The 18,599-nt window shown below is 42.2% G+C and carries 20 protein-coding genes and 3 tRNA genes; 15 read left to right on the top strand and 8 right to left on the bottom strand.

All coding sequences use genetic code 11. The features are described from left to right. Positions 1 to 176: 176 nt before the first annotated feature. The 3 genes from LEP1GSC058_RS13680 to LEP1GSC058_RS13690 form a co-directional block, all read right to left on the bottom strand. A complete protein-coding gene (locus LEP1GSC058_RS13680) occupies positions 177 to 1,184 on the bottom strand; it encodes a patatin-like phospholipase family protein (RefSeq protein WP_016550259.1) in 1,008 nt (335 codons plus the stop codon). Positions 1,185 to 1,256: 72 nt separating this feature from the next. Then, positions 1,257 to 1,625 (bottom strand): LA_3696 family protein, encoded by a 369-nt coding sequence (locus tag LEP1GSC058_RS13685; RefSeq protein WP_016550247.1) that lies wholly within the window; start codon positions 1,623 to 1,625, stop codon positions 1,257 to 1,259. Between the two features lie 124 nt (positions 1,626 to 1,749). Continuing rightward, positions 1,750 to 3,000, bottom strand: coding sequence for a class I SAM-dependent RNA methyltransferase (locus LEP1GSC058_RS13690; RefSeq protein WP_016550167.1), 1,251 nt, complete (start codon positions 2,998 to 3,000; stop codon positions 1,750 to 1,752). A gap of 54 nt (positions 3,001 to 3,054) precedes the next feature. Here LEP1GSC058_RS13690 and LEP1GSC058_RS13695 point away from each other — a divergent pair. The 9 genes from LEP1GSC058_RS13695 to LEP1GSC058_RS13740 all read left to right on the top strand — a co-directional run bounded on the left by LEP1GSC058_RS13695 (position 3,055) and on the right by LEP1GSC058_RS13740 (position 6,532). Next, positions 3,055 to 3,139: transfer RNA gene (locus LEP1GSC058_RS13695), tRNA-Ser, on the top strand. Positions 3,140 to 3,152: 13 nt separating this feature from the next. Then, positions 3,153 to 3,241: transfer RNA gene (locus LEP1GSC058_RS13700), tRNA-Ser, on the top strand. Between the two features lie 43 nt (positions 3,242 to 3,284). After that, positions 3,285 to 3,731: a Tic20-like protein gene (locus LEP1GSC058_RS13705; RefSeq protein ID WP_016550912.1), complete on the top strand. Its 447-nt coding sequence runs from the start codon at positions 3,285 to 3,287 to the stop codon at positions 3,729 to 3,731. Further along, entirely contained in the window at positions 3,685 to 4,116 is a 432-nt protein-coding gene (locus tag LEP1GSC058_RS13710; protein WP_016549838.1) for a hypothetical protein, read from the top strand. The genes LEP1GSC058_RS13705 and LEP1GSC058_RS13710 overlap by 47 nt, the downstream gene beginning before the upstream one ends. Before the next feature lie 8 nt (positions 4,117 to 4,124). After that, positions 4,125 to 4,201 (top strand) — tRNA-Arg (locus LEP1GSC058_RS13715). Between the two features lie 232 nt (positions 4,202 to 4,433). Continuing rightward, entirely contained in the window at positions 4,434 to 4,613 is a 180-nt protein-coding gene (locus LEP1GSC058_RS13720) for a hypothetical protein (RefSeq protein WP_016550672.1), read from the top strand. Further along, positions 4,597 to 5,073, top strand: coding sequence for a WbuC family cupin fold metalloprotein (locus tag LEP1GSC058_RS13725; protein ID WP_016549585.1), 477 nt, complete (start codon positions 4,597 to 4,599; stop codon positions 5,071 to 5,073). The genes LEP1GSC058_RS13720 and LEP1GSC058_RS13725 overlap by 17 nt, the downstream gene beginning before the upstream one ends. Positions 5,074 to 5,515: 442 nt before the next feature. After that, the gene (locus tag LEP1GSC058_RS13735) at positions 5,516 to 5,797 is read left to right on the top strand and encodes a hypothetical protein (RefSeq protein WP_016550056.1); all 282 of its coding nucleotides are present in this window, start codon (positions 5,516 to 5,518) and stop codon (positions 5,795 to 5,797) included. A gap of 24 nt (positions 5,798 to 5,821) precedes the next feature. Further along, positions 5,822 to 6,532: a lysophospholipid acyltransferase family protein gene (locus tag LEP1GSC058_RS13740; RefSeq protein WP_016550035.1), complete on the top strand. Its 711-nt coding sequence runs from the start codon at positions 5,822 to 5,824 to the stop codon at positions 6,530 to 6,532. Here LEP1GSC058_RS13740 and dapF read toward each other — a convergent pair. Further along, entirely contained in the window at positions 6,529 to 7,377 is an 849-nt protein-coding gene (dapF, locus tag LEP1GSC058_RS13745; protein ID WP_016550961.1) for a diaminopimelate epimerase, read from the bottom strand. The genes LEP1GSC058_RS13740 and dapF overlap by 4 nt on opposite strands. Positions 7,378 to 7,526: 149 nt before the next feature. On the opposite strand from dapF, the gene LEP1GSC058_RS13750 reads away from it, so the two are divergent. Next, positions 7,527 to 8,393, top strand: coding sequence for a class I SAM-dependent methyltransferase (locus LEP1GSC058_RS13750; protein WP_039948657.1), 867 nt, complete (start codon positions 7,527 to 7,529; stop codon positions 8,391 to 8,393). Here the strand turns inward: LEP1GSC058_RS13750 and LEP1GSC058_RS13755 are convergent. Further along, entirely contained in the window at positions 8,383 to 9,201 is an 819-nt protein-coding gene (locus LEP1GSC058_RS13755; protein WP_016549321.1) for an HAD family hydrolase, read from the bottom strand. The two genes, LEP1GSC058_RS13750 and LEP1GSC058_RS13755, sit on opposite strands and share 11 nt — an antisense overlap. Before the next feature lie 53 nt (positions 9,202 to 9,254). Here LEP1GSC058_RS13755 and LEP1GSC058_RS13760 point away from each other — a divergent pair, with 53 nt between their 5' ends. From LEP1GSC058_RS13760 to LEP1GSC058_RS13775, 3 genes are all read left to right on the top strand, one after another. After that, entirely contained in the window at positions 9,255 to 10,865 is a 1,611-nt protein-coding gene (locus LEP1GSC058_RS13760; RefSeq protein ID WP_016549588.1) for an NAD(P)-binding protein, read from the top strand. Next, the gene (locus LEP1GSC058_RS13765) at positions 10,862 to 12,007 is read left to right on the top strand and encodes a hypothetical protein (RefSeq protein ID WP_016551057.1); all 1,146 of its coding nucleotides are present in this window, start codon (positions 10,862 to 10,864) and stop codon (positions 12,005 to 12,007) included. Before LEP1GSC058_RS13760 ends, LEP1GSC058_RS13765 begins: the two co-directional genes overlap by 4 nt. A gap of 384 nt (positions 12,008 to 12,391) precedes the next feature. After that, positions 12,392 to 12,763, top strand: a complete 372-nt coding sequence (locus tag LEP1GSC058_RS13775) for a VOC family protein (protein WP_016550643.1) — start codon at positions 12,392 to 12,394, stop codon at positions 12,761 to 12,763. 85 nt (positions 12,764 to 12,848) lie between these two features. Here LEP1GSC058_RS13775 and LEP1GSC058_RS13780 read toward each other — a convergent pair whose 3' ends face one another. Then, entirely contained in the window at positions 12,849 to 13,052 is a 204-nt protein-coding gene (locus tag LEP1GSC058_RS13780; protein WP_016549893.1) for a hypothetical protein, read from the bottom strand. 71 nt (positions 13,053 to 13,123) lie between these two features. Continuing rightward, positions 13,124 to 13,855 (bottom strand): LIC10067 family putative lipoprotein, encoded by a 732-nt coding sequence (locus LEP1GSC058_RS13785; protein ID WP_016550446.1) that lies wholly within the window; start codon positions 13,853 to 13,855, stop codon positions 13,124 to 13,126. 126 nt (positions 13,856 to 13,981) lie between these two features. Between LEP1GSC058_RS13785 and LEP1GSC058_RS13790 the strand changes: the two genes are divergently transcribed. After that, a complete protein-coding gene (locus LEP1GSC058_RS13790) occupies positions 13,982 to 14,755 on the top strand; it encodes an enoyl-CoA hydratase-related protein (RefSeq protein WP_016549667.1) in 774 nt (257 codons plus the stop codon). A gap of 74 nt (positions 14,756 to 14,829) precedes the next feature. Continuing rightward, on the top strand, positions 14,830 to 15,360 hold the full coding sequence (gene dcd, locus LEP1GSC058_RS13795) for a dCTP deaminase (RefSeq protein ID WP_016550908.1): 531 nt from the start codon (positions 14,830 to 14,832) through the stop codon (positions 15,358 to 15,360). On the opposite strand, the gene LEP1GSC058_RS13800 is transcribed toward dcd, so the two are convergent. Next, positions 15,357 to 18,536, bottom strand: a complete 3,180-nt coding sequence (locus LEP1GSC058_RS13800; protein ID WP_016550244.1) for a SpoIIE family protein phosphatase — start codon at positions 18,534 to 18,536, stop codon at positions 15,357 to 15,359. The genes dcd and LEP1GSC058_RS13800 overlap by 4 nt on opposite strands. Positions 18,537 to 18,599: the final 63 nt, after the last annotated feature.

Below are 18,599 nucleotides of genomic sequence, written 5' to 3' on the forward strand. Positions count from 1 at the left end.
TTTTCTATCTCTTTTCAAGAACGGGTCCGAATTCCGTTCGTTTATTGGATGGGATGGAATTGCATTAGTATCTGTTTTTTCAATCGAACGATTGTATGATACATTTAAGAACAATAAATAATATAAATGTATGAGAAGGAAACTTTATCGACTGAACTCATCGCCCAGCTCGAAATCTATGAGTTCGAACGGAATTTTCCGGCACGCTTAACCCAATTTTTCTTTAAATATTCCAGGATTCGTCCCTTATTTTTCAGGGCATCACTCTTTCCCAATTCGTAAGTTTCACGAACCCCTTTTGCATTCGTATAGTCGAACGAAGTTATAGGAAGCGGTCGGGAAGGAGTCATTAGAAGACATCGGTCAAGTAAGTGACGATCTTTTCCAACGAGCGTAGTCGGTTCATAATGAACTCCGATCACTTTCGAATTAGGCGGAAATGTTTCTATGAGCAGATTATTTGTCAGTCCCCCGTCCAAATAGTATTCTTTTCTATGTTTCTGGAATGAAACCACCGGGGGGATGGAAGAGGAATTCAAAATAATCTGCTCAATCGTATTTGGATCATGAAAGTCGGTTTCGGTAAATAGAACCTCTTTCATATTCCAATTTCTGAGAACTCGGAACGTGCGCTCGGTATGCAAACCGCGACTTCGGTCGCGTTCATCTTCTAAAAATGCTTTTCCCGTTTCCGCAATCAACCGCGCTAACCTAAACGTATTTTTCAATGAGTCACGTTTCGGAAATGCCCGAATCGTATGAATATAGACCTTAGCGCCGGATTTTATTATCTTGGGGAAATCCATACCGAATCGAATCGTGCGGCGATACATCTCCTCATGCGGAAAAGCGCGTTCACCGCTAAACAACTTCGTAAAGTAAAAGTTACGCGGATTCTTTCGAACGATCCGTTCGAAAAATGCGACCGACTCTTCCTCCGATTCGCATAATAAACATAATACCATCGCGGCCCCGGCAGAAACTCCCGAGACTTCCGTAAGCTTAAGCCCCCAAGATTTTAATTCGTGTCCAATTCCAAGTCCGTAAAAAGCCTTGCAGCCTCCTCCGGCGATAGCGAAGCAAATTTCGTTTTCTATCCAAATTCCCTGAAGTACGTCCCCCAATTTATGATTTGAGTCGGTCGATTTTCTGGAAAGAAACTCTGTGTCGTCTATGATCGGCATACAAATATCGAAGGGAAACCTGGACCTAATTCAATTCCTCCGTTCCAGGTAAGCTTTTAAAAGCAGTTTTTGCTAGAAAATTCGAAAAGAGATTCGTTCTAAAATCGGCAAAAGGGCGACTACAGCGAAGAGACTTGTTACAATCCATTTCGTTTGATTAGCAATGAGACGGTACATTTCGGACTTTACCGAGGCAATTTCTAGTTTCAGACTCGTCATCTCTGTCCGGATTTCGGATACTGCGTACGATAAAGTTCGTATTTCTTTACGAACCAACCCGGATTCTTGAAGAAGTCTTCGTTCAAACATATCCATTAATTTTACTCTCATATTTCGTTCGTGTCGTGTAAATGCTGAATTTATCGCATTCGCAAGTTCCTGACTTTCTTCCTTTCCAATGAATTCGCGCAACCGAATGGGTATTTGACGATAATCCAGCATGGCAAATTATACTCCTTTTCGAGATCGAATGTCAAGCAATCCGTCTTCTTAACCGGTTCTTGAAAAAATATATTTTGAACGAAATTCTTATTCCGAATTGGATTATAAATTATTTTTAATATTTCTACAATATCGCTTGAACTAAAACTTCAAAATGTTGAGTTCTCGGAAAGAAGTCCACTAAAACGATGTTTTTAATTTTGTAACCGATTAAAGCTAATTCTCTCAAATCCCGAGACAAAGTAGTATGATTGCAGCTGGAATAAATCAAGCTCGTTGGCTTATATCGTTCTACGGATTGCAAAACTTTTTTGGAAGCTCCCGATCTCGGAGGATTCAAAATCCAAATTGTAGCTTGTGATGCAATTTCGGAGGACGGAAAATTCTTCTCTAAATTCAACGTCTGAAATTCAAGATTCGATTTACCGGCTTGTTTCGCATTCTCGCGAGCGCTCAATACCGATGAATTCGACAATTCAAAACCGAAGAGCTTCGCGATTTTAGAAGATATTGATAAACTTATCAGGCCGGCGCCGCTATAAAGCTCCAAGATTATCTCCGGTTTCTCAGGAATCCAGGAGCGAATCATCCGTAGCCAAGGTTCTATTAGAAACCGATTCACTTGCGTAAATCCACTCGGAGGAATTCGCCACTGTAACCGCTCGTCCAGGTAAGGACCGATATTCACCGCTTCCTCTTTATATTCGATCACCGCACCGGATGAAAATCGAAGCCGGAGTTCCTTAGTCGAGGTTTTCCCGACTTTCTTTTCCAACGAATTTTTAATATATTCGTTCATCTCGTTAGGAAGATGTTTACAACCGTCCGCAGGAAATTTCACGAGGGAGTTTGAATTTTCTTTAAAAAATCCCGCAATCAACGTTTGACCAGATTTCTGAAGCTTAATTTGTGCTGTATTACGATAGGCTCCGCTCGGTCCGCTTAATATTTTCAATTCCGGAAGCAGCGAACGATTGAGTTTCCCGATTCCCTCTAGAGTTTCTAATAATAATTCTTCTTTAATTTTTAGTTCTTTCTCATACGAGATATGACGATAGGAGCAACCGCCGCATTCCGGAAACGATGTGCAATCGCTTGAAATACGTGATTGCGACGCTCGATTTATCGATACGACTGTTCCCCAAATCAGGGAAGATGTTTCTTTTTCGATTTTAATTTTAACGAATTCACCGGGAATTCCGGCTTTAACAAAAACGGTTTTCCCGTCCAAATGAGCGATTGCCGTTCCTAAATTCGCCCATTTTTCAATCGCGATATCCGAGACTTCACGACCGAGAAGAATTTCCTTTCTTTGACTTTCCGAATTTTTAGCGGATTTTTTTAGACCCTTCGAACGGTTCTTTTCCGCACTCATAAGTAAATCACCTTGACAGGGTCCCCCTTCTTGTCAGTAAAGTATTCCTTAACCGGAGAAGTGGCCGAGTGGTTTAAGGCAGCGGTCTTGAAAACCGTCGTGGGGAAACTCACCGTGGGTTCGAATCCTACCTTCTCCGGATCGGAACGAATGGAGATGTGCCTGAGCGGTCGAAAGGAGCAGTTTGCTAAACTGTCGTATGGGGTAACCTGTACCCAGGGTTCGAATCCCTGCGTCTCCGAATGTTCCATCCTTTCCTTTTAGTCTTCTAGGTAAATGCATAGATGTCCTCCCAGAGATTCAATACCCGGGAATTCCTGGAAGATTTAAAACGCCTCTTGCAAGGGGACGAATATCCAAATTCTTTCGCGGCAATTTCTTACATACCGTTCTTCGGATGGACTTTATCCTGGTTTTTTAGAAAGCATCAGGAAATTTGCCGGTTTCACGCGGTGCAAGCGATGAAGCTAAATTCAGGCTTCGTATTTTTGTATTTAGTAGTTTGGTTTTTACGGGAATTTCCGATTTTGAGTTCTATCTTAAAATTAATTAAAGCGAATCCAATCGTTACCGATTTCTTGAGTTACGTCGCATGGTCCTTACTTACGATTTACAGTTTAATCGGCGCAATACAAGCCTACCAAGGTAAAAATTACGTACTACCTTTCTTCCCGGAAATAGAGAATGAAGTTCGAAAGATACTCGGAAAAATTCGCGGAACTCAAGGCTAAGCTCCTTGTACTTTCCAAGCCTTACCTGAATCAGGCCAAGGAGTTCCTAAACTCCGAAACCTTTAGAGTTTATTTAGTAACTCTACCTTTGTTCGGAAACTGGCTAATCGGTTTTACATTTTACTCGAAGCAAGCGGAAGTGTTGCGTCATTCAAAACTTTCCTTTTTAAACACTCTGTATTTTATCGGATTCGTATTTCTATCCTGGGTTCTTTCTTGGATTCCTTGGGCAGGATCTTGGTTGGGAAATATTTCTCACTTAGCCGGTATCTGTGTCTACATCGGCCTTTCCGTTTTCTTGCTATACAATTACTCCAAGGGAAAAAAACTGGTTCCGAAACTCCCGGCAGAGCATTTGGCTCTCTTGGAGCAAAAGCTTTTCTAGCTGCATCCGCGCCCTTAGCTCAGATGGATAGAGTATTTGACTACGGATCAAAGGGTCGGAGGTTCGAATCCTTCAGGGCGCGCCACTTTTTCCTTCCTTTGATCAGGAAAAAATCTTTCTGTTCAATTTCTTCTCGAACTCCCCTTTAAAAGTTTACCTGCTTAAATATCTGCGACCCCGTTATAGAACCCTAAACCTGAATAAGTGACATAATTACTGCAATATTGATCTAAATTCTCCGTTTTTCTTTCGGTAAAACTTGACATCTATACTGAGTCTCAAAAACGATAGTATTAGTTAGGATCGAGATTCAATAGATGGAAAAGTGTCATTGCGCCCAAGTTAAGTTTGAGGCAATCGTTCAAACGGCTATCTCCGAAAGAAAGGATTACCGCGACGTAGTTAAAGCCTGCGGAGCCGCAGAAACTTGCACTGCTTGTAAAGAATACCTGATCGCCTATTGCGAAGATAAGCTGCAACTTGCATCAGTTCAATAGACAACTCATCAACGAGGAGCTATTCCAGAAACTCATTCACGACGCTTCCAATTCACCTCGAGGCAGAGTGAATCATAATTTTCACGACCTTTCCGAACCGTACCAACGCTTCCTAAACGTTCTCACGAGAGAAACCTACGTTCAAGTGCATCGACACAAAAATCCGCCTAAGCCCGAAACCTTTCTAGTCTTACGAGGAAGGCTAGGTTTCATTCTCTTTAATGATGACGGCTCCATTCAGGAAAAGCACGTCTTGAATTCCGACGGCCCCGTTTTCGGCATAGACATTCAACCCGGCGTCTATCATTCGATCGTTTGCCTTTCCGAAAATTGTATCTGTTTTGAAGGAAAATCGGGACCGTACGATCCGGAAACGGATAAGGAATTTGCGACTTGGTCCCCATCGCCATCCGATCCCAAAAAAATTGAGTATTTAGAATTTCTCAGGAATCTATTTTAAAAACGCCCGAAGAAAAGTCCGGGCATAACCTGGCCGGAAAGAATTTAGTCTTTTTCAAACTAACGCCTTTCGTTCGAATCGAAGAGAATTTCGTACAATTCACGGATCTTTCTTAAATTCCGACCGGGAAGGGTCGGGAAAGGAATGATTCGAGTGTCGTTCTTCGCCGTACTATTATTTTTTTTATCTTCCGGTTCCAACGTATTATGTCCGTTAAACCGGGGGAGATTTTCTCTCTCCATGTTTTATAGAGTCGGAAAATCAAGGTCCCAAATTCAGTGCGAGCCGCGAGATTTTTCCCGCATCGAATCGGAAAAAGCGATTTGAAATTTACTAAAACTGTTGCCATAGTATTTTCCTGGGCAAACATGCGAAAGGTTCGGGTGGAAGCGATGCTGAAAACCGAAGCCCGCTTCTATTCCCGTTGATGGAAAGGAAAGTTATGCCTGAGTTCGATCAAATTGATCTGATGAACTACGCCGTTTACGGCAACGAACACGACCCTGAATGGGCTGAGATTCGAAATTATATTCGCTCCAATGCCGGAGCTCAGAAGGAGTATGAGGAGATGAAGAGAAATCTCGCCTCAATACAACCTCGGAGAAAGCATCGGGAGTCAGGAAGACCTCAGTTAGGGGAAAATAAACAAAACGACTCTCAATCCGGCATTCAAAATCCGAATGATTCGGACAAGAAATGGTGGAGCGTATTTTTGGGAGACTAGTCTTTCAAATAAGGAATCCGAAAAGTGGAAAAAGAGGCAAAAGCTTATCTTACAATTAGAAATTTCGTCGCACCGTTCATCGGGTTAGCGGTTAATATCACCGCTTACGGGACGGAAAACATTGTTTCTAATGGAAAGTTAATTTTAGTCTGTAATCATCGCTCGGATATGGATCCGTTCATTCTTTCTTACACGTTCCCGAGGTTTATTTCTTGGGTCGCCGCCGAATACACTTTCAGAATACCGATCTTTAAGGATCTCGCTAAGATAGCGGGGGGAATTCCTATGTCGGTCGATGGAAAAATTTCTCTCGCTTCCATTAAAATGATTCAACAGGTGTTTAAGCGAGGAGACGTTTTAGGAATTTTTCCGGAAGGTCATGATTATATGGTTCGGAATGATTTCAAGAAACCGATGATAGATTTTCATGAAGGTTTTGCGGCATTCTCGATTCGTAATAAAGTCGATATCCTTCCTTGTGTGATCATACCGATAGAAGAAAGCTATTCCGATATACCGATTCCTCCGATTGTGCGTAGCTTTATGGGCATGCCGAAAGACGTCTGCGAAATCAAGAAGCGTGCAATTTATAAGAAAGTTAAAGTAGTGTATGGAGAAAAAATCGACCATACTCCTTATCTTGCCGGGACGTTGGACGAGAATTTGAAACGATTATCCGACGAAGTCCGTAATAGAATGTTGATGTTGATGGAAGGCCAGTACGCGGAAGCCTAAATCTCGACCGTTCCCGTAAATACTTCCTTTGCCGGCCCTGTCATCAGTACGTGCCCCGTTTCAAGCCATTGAATTCTGAGGCTTCCCCCTCTTAAGTCGATTCGGACGTCCTTTCCCGCTCTTCCTGTTAAATGAGCCGCAGTCATAACGGCGCAAGCTCCGGTCCCGCAAGCGAGAGTTTCTCCCGCGCCTCTTTCCCAAGTCCTTTGATATAAATGATCCTTTCCTCGGAGACTCACAAACTCGACGTTCACTTTTCTTGGAAAAAGTTCGGTTTTGTTTTCAATTAACGGGCCGATTTCTCTCACAGGAAACGCATCCGGATCGTCGACAAAAATTACGCAATGTGGATTTCCCATGCTGACTGCTGTAAATTTTAAAGTTTGCCCGGCGATATCAAGATTTTGATCGAGTATGGGATTCTCATTCTTCCACTTTATCGGAATTTGAGCCGGAGTAAGAATCGGCTTGCCCATATCGACGGAAACCAATTCCACTTTATTATTTTGATCAACCGTTAAATCGACTTCCAATAACCCGGCTCCGGTCTCAATAACAGGATTTTTTTTGGAAGTTAAACCGTGATCATATACGTATTTAGCCACGCAACGTATTCCGTTTCCGCACATTTCGGACGAAGAACCGTCAGCGTTATACATATCCATCTGGAAATCGCCTTTTACCGAACTACGAATGAAAATAACGCCATCGCCCCCGATCCCGAAATTTCGATCCGAGAGTTTTTGAATTTGCTCCGAGTTCAATAATAGTTTATTATAAGTGGCATCGATATAAATGTAATCATTTCCGATCCCTTCCATTTTTGTGAACTGAACTTTTGCCAAGAAAAATGCCTCTCATAATATGTTCGATATATCCATGCTTGGTTTTGTTACTCGACAAGAAAATCGAAAAAGCTAAAGTAGCCATGCGTTTTTCACTGAAATATAAGAGTTAAAACCGGACACTTACGCAAACTAAAATGATACAGCCGATGAATCACGCTTGTTATCTGTGTGGAGATGAAAAACACGTTATTCTCTTTATCGAGAAAGGTATCCCCATTGTCCGTTGTTCGAATTGTGGACACGTATTTTCTACCTACAAACAAGATGAGCACTATGAATCATATTGGGGAGAAGAGATCGGTTATGATCTAGGTTGGTGGGATTTGGCCCACCGGGAAATTTATAAAGACTTTATAAATAAATATTTGTTTCCGGCACAAGGGAGAATTTTAGATGTCGGGTGCGGCCTAGGCTTCTTTATTAAAGCGGTCAATGCAAATAGATCCGGATGGGAAACCGTCGGTTATGATATTTCGGAAAAGGCGATCGAGTATGCGAAAAATAGGAACAATTTAAAGGACGTTCATTCCGGTATCGTTCAACTTAGCAATCTCCCGGAAGCAAGTTTCGATATTATTACCCTTTGGGACGTGATAGAACATATTCCTAAGCCTCAAAGTCTGATCCAGTATTTATATAAATTATTAAAGCCGAACGGATTCCTGTTTTTGCAAACGCCCAATTTCCCCGTTCAGCTATTTAAAGCCGAACTGAAAGTTCTTTTTTTCGGAATGCAACCCGACAACCATTACCTTGAGGTGAAAGACCATATAAATAATTACTCGGAAAGAACCTTGAAATTACTCGCCAATCAATGCAGGTTCTCCTCCATAGAGTTTACGATGCTGAAACCGATAGCGTCAATATCGGGGCTTACGTCCAAGATGGGTGCGCCGCTAAAGAAAATGTTTTATTTTTTTACGCTTTTGATTTGGCATATAACGTTTCGAAAAGTGAATATAAACCTCACTTTATTTGCGCTACTCCGGAAAAATAAGCGATTCATTGAGTAACGACGCGGCCGCCATCAAGACTTAATATAAAATTCAATCCCGCTTCCAGGCTAGGAGATTCCCAATAATCTCCTAGTCTATGAATCTTTTTCTCTATTATGATATGTCCGGCTTTTTTGTTTTGTAGAATTGAATGTACATAGATTGCATTTATTCCGAACATAAGCGCCCCCTCGATATCTCCCTCAAACGAATCGCCGATCATGTATGTAGCTTGATCTTTTCCGGAATCGAATTCCATAGCTTTTTCGAAAATGATACGAGCTGGCTTTTCAGCTCCCGCTTCTTGAGAAGTCATAAGTTTGTACGGAAACGGTTTGGGAAATAGAACCGTTAATTTTAGGAGCTGCGTTCTCAAATTTTCATTCGTTAGAAGAACTATATCTCGATTTTCCGCAATATCAATCAAGAGGCGGAGAATTCTATCAAAGTCTTTCTTATGCTTGCGCTTCCACTCTTTGATTCCGTTCAGAAAATATCGAAAGTATGCGGCTTCCAATTTAAGCACCCATCCTGGGTCAGTCCGCCCGAAAAGCGATTCGGACATTTTCTTAAAATAGAGTATTCTTAGCTGGTTAGTCGGACTCTTGGGCAAATCTCGCTTCGTTTCGGAACGTGCATTATTATAGAATTGTCGAAATTGATTAGAATTCTTAAACCCGAATTCTCGCGCGCTCTTCTCCAATTGTTTAATTGTCGCTTCATAAATCGCAACAGAATCAAAAAGAGTATTATCCAAATCCAGGAGAAGTGCCATACGGGAAATTTTTCCTCTTAATGCCAAATGCCAAGGAGAATATGAAAACATTCTTTCTTTTCCTTGCGCCGACGGTCCGTTGAAATAAGATACGATTGCTCGGTATGAATAACGATCTTTTTTCTAGAAAAGTATTCCTTTCAACGCTTGTTGCCTGCGCTAGTTTTCTCGGACTCGCAGGAATTCTTAAGTTTCGCAAAAAACCGATTCAAGGCTCCATTTTAGGACCGGATAAAAATCTAGGTCATAAACTTCGCGATTCATCCACCGTTACGAGTTCAAAGAGCGATTCAATTAAAACCAAAGTATTGATTGCGGGCGGAGGAATATCCGGCCTTGCTGTTGGATATTATCTAAAAAAAATAGGGTTCGAGGATTTTCTCATTCTAGATCTAGAAAAGGAAGCGGGGGGAAATTCTCGTTATGAAGAACGTTCCGGATTCAAATTTCCTTGGGGCGCTCATTACCTTCCTCAACCGGGTAAGGAAGCCGTGCTAGTTCGAAAATTTTTGGAGGAGATCGGGCTCGTAATCGGAAAAGATTCCGACGGTGATCCGATTTATTCCGAAACTTCGCTCTGTTTCGATCCGGATGAACGCCTTTTCTATCAAGGCAGATGGCAGGCAGGACTTTTTCCGCGACGAACCGGCGAACCCGACGAACAAGAATATAAATTTAAACGTCTACTTACTTTTTGGAAGAACCGAATCGGACGCGATGGAAGAAAACCGTTCACGATTCCGATCGACTTATCTTCTAGAGATCCTGTATTCTTAAAATTAGATACTATTCCCTTTGCAGCGTATCTAAAATCGGAAGGTATTCATTCTCCGGAAATTCTTTGGTATGCGGACTACTGTGTAAGAGACGATTACGGGGGAAATTCGGAAAGCATCTCTGCTTGGGCAGGCCTTCATTATTTTTGTTCGCGTCCCCATGACGAGGGAGAATTTCCGAGCGTCCTAACTTGGCCGGAGGGAAACGGATTCCTGATGGAAAAATTAAGATCTAAGTCAAAGGATCAAATTCGAACTTCTCAATTAGTCCAAAGGATCGGAAAATCGTCGAAAAAATGGGAGACCATCGTTTACGATAATCTCTCTCAAACGACTACGAATTACACATCCGATCAGGTCGTTTATGCACTTCCTTCCTTTACGCGAAAATATATCTTAGGAGAACGAGATTCTTTCCTGAACGAATTACAATATTCTCCTTGGTTAGTCGCGAATCTCTTCGTTGAAGAAGTCCCGGAAGGGAAAGGTCATCCCCCTGCATGGGAGAATGTTATTTATCGAGGCTCCGGACTCGGATACGTAGTATCCACTCATCAAGACCTTAGAGCCCAAAGACCTCAGTCCGTGCTTACATATTATCAAGCGTTCGGAGGAAAAGATACTTTCGCATCTCGTCGACTCATGTTCGAAAGAACGTGGAAAGATTGGAAAGATCAAATCCTGCTGGATTTGAAAAAGCCGCACCCGAATATAGAATCACTCGTCTCGAAATTGGATATTATGACGCACGCTCACGCAATGATTCGCCCAATTCCCGGATTTCTCTGGAGTGGTATTCGGGAAAAATTAGCAACCTCGCAAGATGGATTGCATTTTGCGCACTCTGATCTAAGCGGTCTTTCAATCTTTGAAGAGGCATTGTTTCGCGGGCACGAAGCGTTCAAAAAAGTTAAGCTCCGCCTAGGTAAGGAAAGTTGAAAGCCGACTCGAAAACTCCTAATTCATGGATCTTCTCAGCAAGATTAGATCTTCTTTGGATTATCGGTCCCGGAATTTTAGCGGTACTTATAGCGATTCTTGCCGATTGGACTGGATCGCCTTTGGCAGTATTAAGCTCGGGATCTTCACGGACCGACGGCCAGGCCCTTCCACCTTGGTTATGGTTAATTTTAATTCCCGGGCTCGATGTTTCCCACGTCTATTCCACGCTATTTAGAGCTTATTTCGACCGTCAACAATGGCAAGAACGAAGGTTTCTTCTGTCAATGACACCTTTGTTTTGCTTTCTTTTAGCTTTAACTATCTACTCGTTTGGAAAACTGATTTTTTGGAGAGCTATGGCTTACTTGGCGGTATTCCATTTCATTAGGCAGCAATATGGATTTCTAGCTTTGTATTCCCGCAAAGAACCCTTTTCCTGCAAGGTGTTTCCCTTTAGTTGGGATAAATTCACTTTATATGCGATCACGCTACTTCCCATCCTATATTGGCACGTCGCTCCTAACGGACGTAACTTCGAATGGTTTATGGAAGGGGATTTTTATTCCGTCCCAAATTCAATGTTGGCGCATACAATTCTTTATTTGTATTGGTCTTGGATCGCCGTCTATTCATTATCTTTGATTTATACTTTCTTAAAAACTCGAAGTATTTCCTGGCCCAAGAATCTATTTTTGCTTAACACCGGGTTAGTTTGGTACGTAGGCATCATTGCCTTAAATGACGATTTGAGTTTTACAATTACGAACGTAGTTAATCACGGAATTCCGTACATGGCCTTGGTGTTCCTGTACGGAAAATACCGGAGAAAGAATTTCTCATCTTTCTTTTATAAGGCTTTCGCAAATACCGCGACCGGAATTATCGTTTTCGCCGCTACCCTTCTGCTATTCGCATATTCCGAAGAGTGGCTTTGGGATACTTTTGTTTGGAAAGATCATTCTGAAATTTTTGGAAACGCCTCGTTGATAAAAAAAGGGCTTGGAAAAGGCTTTGAAGTTATCTTGGTCCCTTTATTCTTTCTCCCGCAATTCACCCATTATGTGCTGGATGGATTTCTTTGGAAGGTAAGCGATAAGAATCGAGAACTCCGGGAGTTTTTCGGAATTTCAATAATATAGCGAAGAAGGGATAGATAGTAACATTCATTACCTGTGAAGCTCACCGACGTAAGATCGTTAAGTCTCGAGCTTTTTTCCCGAATTCGCTTGTAAGTCGGTCTCACGTACAAACGATGAAACGCGGTTTGTTACAACCTCTCAAATCTTATCCAGGAATAAAATCTTTCTCTTATGCACAAAATTATGAATCCGGGATGGTCCCGAATTAGATCGGTCTTTATTTATTAAAAAACCGATAAATTCAAGGATATTTGTACCGGTTCCTCCAAACCTCGAACGCTCGAAAGGGGGGTTTGAAAAACCAGAGTAAACTTGCGGTTTTCCGATAGACAAGCTCGGTTTTCCCCCCATAATGACTAAAAAAGAAAATAGGGATCCGCACCCATGATCATCGTAGAAGGAATCGACTATATCGTAATACCCACTGGAGACATCGATAACTCCGTGAAGTTCTATTCCGAGTTGTTCGATTTTGAAACCATCGAAGAACGGACCGGAGAATTTGCTATCATCGGTTTGGATTCGGTGAATATCAAATTGCTTCATACCAATGGTACCAAGGGCGCTTTGAGCGAAGCCAAATCTCCCGTTTTGAGTTTTGTTTTGGATGTGGATGATTTTACGGAAGCAATCGTAGAACTCGAATCCAAATCCGTCCAAATCGTAAGGGGACCGGAAGCAAGAGACGGCGGTGAGTTCCTCCATTTCCTAGACCCTTCCGGTAATATTTTAGAAATTAATTACAAAGAAAGCTGATCGTTTAGCTTCCCGGATTCAACGAATCTGTTACAAAAAAGCCCTCTTTTTAGAGGGCTTTTTTTACTCATAATCGATTTAGGGTTTAAGTGACTTTATCGATGAAAGCACCCTTAATTTTATACATATCACCGGTATAATCCAAACTTGTCGCCTTGCGATCGATCGTATTAGCTTGCTTATTTTCGTACGGTTCGCTCAAGGCAAGCCCTTCCGTCTTTGGAATCTTACGTGAATCTAGGATATTCTTTTCGGGTAATCCGAGTTTAATAGAAGAGACTATATTCATTTTCCCCTCACATTTTTTATACTATCGTTGTTTTAGAAAAAAACCAATCTTTTTCCGACAAAACTAGTTCATTATTGGAAAGAAATATCGCAAGTTCCAGTTCCCGCCGTTATGAACATCTGAACGGTATAATAAGTCGGAAAGTTAATGATCGGTTGATATACCCAGCTAGAAGGATTTGAGAACGTCCCCAAATTCGTTTGGGAACAGGTTGGAGAAAAGTAGGTTACTGCCGTGTACGTATCACAGCCGATCTTAACGTTCGTCGGTCCCGTTAAATTAAGATCGATCCTAACTGCGTGAGTTTCTACTTGCCCGGTAATCTGGAATTTCTTGGATGTCGGATAAGTAATTCCCAATTCGGTCCCATATTGATTCTGGTACGGTTTATAGCAATCGATGTAAAACTTAGTACCATAGCAGTTTGTAGCCCCATTTAGATTCAAAGGATCACAAATAACGACACCGCTACTTTTCATTACATACAATATTCCGGTAGAAGCGCCCGCCGGAACGTTAGCGGTGATTTGCGTTGGAGTTGCGGTAAGAAGAGGAGTTGCTACCCCATTTATAGTTACACTTGATTGCGTTATATCCGTTCCGAAATCTCGCCCTGTGATCGTAATCAAAGTCGGTAAATAGGGAGAAATAGGCGGTGAACCTGAGGGCGGATCGATACTCGTTATAACCGGATTACCAATTCCAAGCTGAGATGCCAAATCAGTATGCTTGGTTTGCTGACAGTATGATACCCCCATCATGAGAATAAATATGATTAGGACGTTTTTACCGAGAGTCTGCATATTCCCTATCCTAGAACCGTCAGCACGGTAGGCTTTTGCTTGCCGGATTGGAAAAATCCCGCAACCTACCCTATTATCGGACGAAAGAGTCCCACTAGGAACAAGATTTTTCCGGAGATTGAACCAATGAGCCAAATCGTTCTTTATTCTATCAGAGAAAATATAGCAACCATAACCTTAAATCGACCCGAGAAAAGAAATGCGATCTCCCGGGAACTTCTTCAATCTTTTATGTCACTTATTGAAAAAACGGCGCAAGAACCGAATATTCGAGTTCTAATTATCCGTGCCGAAGGGCCGGTTTTTTGCGCAGGTGCCGATCTCAAAGAAAGAGAGACTATGAGCGAGGAAGAAGTTCATTCGTTCCTGGACACAGTCGGAAGTTGTTTCCGACTTCTCGAAAAACTTCCATTTCCGACGATCGCGGCGCTCGACGGGGATGCTTTCGGAGGCGGCTTAGAGTTGGCTCTTTCATGCGATTTTATTCTTCTGAAAGAAGGAGTCAAAGTAGGTCTCACCGAAACAGGATTAGGAATTATCCCTGGAGCCGGCGGAACGCAACGACTTCCTCGTCGCATCGGTTTTTCCAAGGCAATGGAAATGATTCTTACCGCTAAGATCCTGGATTCAAAATCCGCTTTCGATTGCGGACTCGCGAACTTGATCGCAAGCACTTCCGCTTACGAGGAGGCAAACGTATTAGCCGCAACGATCTCCGAGAAAGGACCGGTTGCAGTACGTCTTGCAAAAGCCGCCATTCGAGACGGGGAAGGATTGAAGATAGAAGACGCCCTAAAAATCGAAAGAATGCACTATAACAAAACGTTAGCTACCGAAGATCGAAAGGAAGCGCTCCTAGCCTTTAAAGAAAAACGAAAACCGCAATTTAAAGGTAAATAATTCGAACAAAAAATTGAGGCTGGTAACTAACCGATTCCTAATATTGGCCATAAATCGTTTAAAGCGAGCTCGAGATGATCTTAACAGGCAAGGAAATAAAAAAACGTATCGGATCGGATATCGTAATCGATCCCTATTCCGAGGATCGGCTAAATCCAAATTCTTACAACTTAAGATTATACAACGAACTATTGCAATATACTCATCTTCCCTTGGACATGAAGAAGCCTAACGATGCGGAAAAATTAGTTATCTCCGAATCGGGTCTGGAGTTAAAGCCGGGTGTTCTCTATCTCGGTAGAACGGTGGAATACACCGAAACTCACAATCTCGTCCCTATGCTGGAAGGCCGCTCTTCGATCGGCAGATTAGGAATGTACGTGCACGTAACGGCCGGATTCGGCGATGTCGGCTTTAAAGGTTTTTGGACTCTCGAGATCTCTGTAATCCAACCTCTGATTATTTATCCTAATGTGGAAATCTGCCAAATCTTTTATCATACGGTAGAAGGCGAGATAACGGAATACAAGTCCGGAAAATACCAAGGAAACAAAGGAATTCAAACTTCGATGTTGTACAAGGATTTCGAAAACGGAAAGTATTAACTTTCCGAACGATCCCGTTCAATTAATCGAATAAGTTTTACCGCGTTTTCATTTTCAGGGTCTCTATCGAGCGCTTTTCGGGCGTAATCCATAGCGAGTTCAAACTGTTCCGTCTGACGATAAAGATCCGATAAATTTACTAAATTGCTGCTATTCTCCGGCTGGAGTTCTTCCATCTTCTTAGCGGCTGCAATCGCTTCGTCCAGATGTCCGATTCTGCGATTTGCAAGGGATAGGTAATACCAATATTCGATCAAATCGGGGTCTGAACCGAGATACTGGTTAAGAACTTCGACGGCTTTTGCGTAATTCTTTCCTTTGAAACTCAGTAATCCGAGCAATTTTGTTACTTTCGTATTGGCGGGATCGGCCTTATAAAGTGCATCAAGAGATCTTACGGCCTCTTCTACTCTGCCTTCTTGATAATTCTTTTTGGCATTCTTATATGCAGACTTCCAATCTTCGGTTCCGACATAAGAATCCTCTTCCTTTTCTTCCGATTCATCACCGGCGGGCAAGTATTCTATCTTCAATAAGGAAAGATCGTCCGTCAATTCTCCAAAACCGCGAATCTCTTCTTCGATTCGAACGAGGTCACCCTCGCCTTTTTCGACGAACTGGAGAAACAGCATTTCGTCTTCATTAATCGTTCTGACTTCCTTTTCAGGAGTTAAATCTAAATCATCCTTACCGTCGGAACCGACGATAAGAACATCTCCCGGGACAAGATTTGTCGTCAAAACTTTGAATTCGTATTCGGAATCTAGACCGATTTTTCGCAATGTAAGACCGCTTTCCACGAATCCCGCTCTGCCGTCGCGATAGAGAACTGAGAAAGGGTGCTCGGCGTTAAAATACCAAACTCTACCGGTATCTTCTTCGATCAGAAGGAAAGTTCCCGATATTACCATCGACCCGTTAAAGGATTTGAATACGGATTGCATCTCGCGATAGGTATCCGTCAACCATCCTTCCGGAGTAGTATCTAATACTCTGTCGTTTGCCGCTGAACGAGCCAATATCGAGTTAATTACGACCCCCATAACCAGAGACCCTCCGGCCCCCTGCATGGATTTTCCCATGGCGTCGCCGTTCATCGCAAAGGTATATCGTTTGAAATTATTTTCCTTACCGAGTCGCAAATTACCGGTAACGCAAATATCTCCGCCAAGATCGGCCCGCTTTCCTTTAAACTCGAATTGTTTCTTCTGATGCAAAATGAATTCAGTCTTAACTTTCGTCGATTTATTCGCGTTGTAAAATAGAGGTTTTGCGAGAAGAGAAGTTAGAAAGTAATCTCCATCCTGCTGGACTTTAAGTCTTTGCAACTCTTCCATCTTTTCCGAAAGTTCTCTAGTTCTTTCTCGAACTTTATCCGCAAGATGTTCGGCATAATCCTGGAGTTCGCCTCGAGCCTGTCGAATCGAACTAACCATACTATTAAACGAATCCGATAGAAAGCCTATCTCATCCTTGACTTCCACCGGAACCTGAACGTCAAGACTTCCTAGATTTACCTTTTCGCCCCCGCTCAATAAGCGATTCAAAGGGGCCACTAAGCTCTGTCTAAAGAATAGCGGAAACACGAATAGAATAACGACTAAAACGATTCCTAGAATGATCGTTTGCTTCATGGAGGTTGGATGCATGAATTCCCGATAACCGCGATAGGAATAACCGAGTTCGCTGGTTAAATCCTTTTCCGCATCGTAATGAATGTAGGCTACAAAATGTTGGTGTTCGTCTAAACTTTTACGATAATGCCTGCTTAAAGCCGGCTGAAACGGCCGTAGATACAAAAGCACTTCGGACTTTAATTCACCGGGTAATAGGTCATTGCCCCCCAATGAGCAATCTTTCCACTTAGAAAGAATATAATCTCGGAAATAAGATACGTCGGAAGCGGATCCTTTAAAATAACTTTTTCCCTCCGAACAAAAATCTATCGGAAAGATATAATCCAGTTTGTTGGAAGCGACGAATACGTTTCTATTGAGTCCGATCAGATATTTAAAGAGCCCTTCTTTTAACTCCTTCCCGTCTAAACCGGGACTTCTTTTCAGAAAATCCGTGATGGAATTTTTGTATCCTTGAAAATATTCGTGAGTTCCCACCAAGTTTATTTCAAGTTTCTTTCGAAAACCCTCTTCGGGTAAAACTTTAATCCTTTCAAAGAGCTCGGTATTCTTAAAGTCCGTCTCCAATTGTGAAAGTCTAAGGTCGAACGCTTGATTGTATCGTGAGTAATCTACGGGTTTGTCCGAGCCTTCCCATTGGACGACGTATTCCATTCCCGGGACTTGATGACCGCCTTCCAAGATTCGTTCCATATTTACGACACTCTTGGTATCGTATTCGGTCTCTTTATCTTGGTTGGATATGAAGACCAAGGCTTGCATTATCAACATCACTGTTACGAACGTGATCCCGACAATCTTGATCATAAATGTCGTTTTTTCTTCGCTGAAATTCAGGAAGATTACTAGTATTAAAAATATCGAAAGAGTAATGAGAAGGACCATAGAGGTCAGAAAGGTCGATCGTTCGATTACTCCGTCCCGACTCATTATGTTCGTTAATGCCGGAATAACACCGCCGACCAACATCGAGACCATGAAAGCCGCTATTGCAAACCTGACTCTCCCTTTCGTTACGATCATCCTCCAAATCGGTATAACTAAAAAGGATATTAGTACGAAAGCTCCGATGATCAAAGCGATGGTTCTAGATACTTTTTCGGCATTAAAGTCCCAGTGATGGGCGGTAAAATGATACTTTTTGGGGGCGTTCCAAGTTACGTAAAAGAATGCGATCGAAGCGATTACCGCAACGATATACATTCCGATTACTAATCCCCTGGACACTTTCGGATGTGTATCTTGAGGATATCTAGCTAGAAACTGGCCTAAATGCAAAATGGCAGGTAAAATGAACCCCACCGTCATCCATCTATGATATGCGGCTAATGGATGATAAACGATCGCCGCAATGAAATAACCGAGCCATAAGAAAGAGAGAAATAACGCTCCCAAAGCAAGATGCCTAGTGCTTGAAGAACGTCCTTTTAAGAATAGAAAGAATAGGGAAGCGAGAAATACGGTAAGAAAGGCTAAAAGACTTCCGAATGAGTAATAGTTAAGTAGAAGATCTTCTTTGAGGATTGTTAATAATTCCATTTTTTAGCCGACTCGACTTCTACACGGCAAAACGCAGAGTTCGAATGGTTTATTCTAGCTATA

Source organism: Leptospira fainei serovar Hurstbridge str. BUT 6, from assembly GCF_000306235.2.
Classification (GTDB): domain Bacteria; phylum Spirochaetota; class Leptospiria; order Leptospirales; family Leptospiraceae; genus Leptospira_B; species Leptospira_B fainei.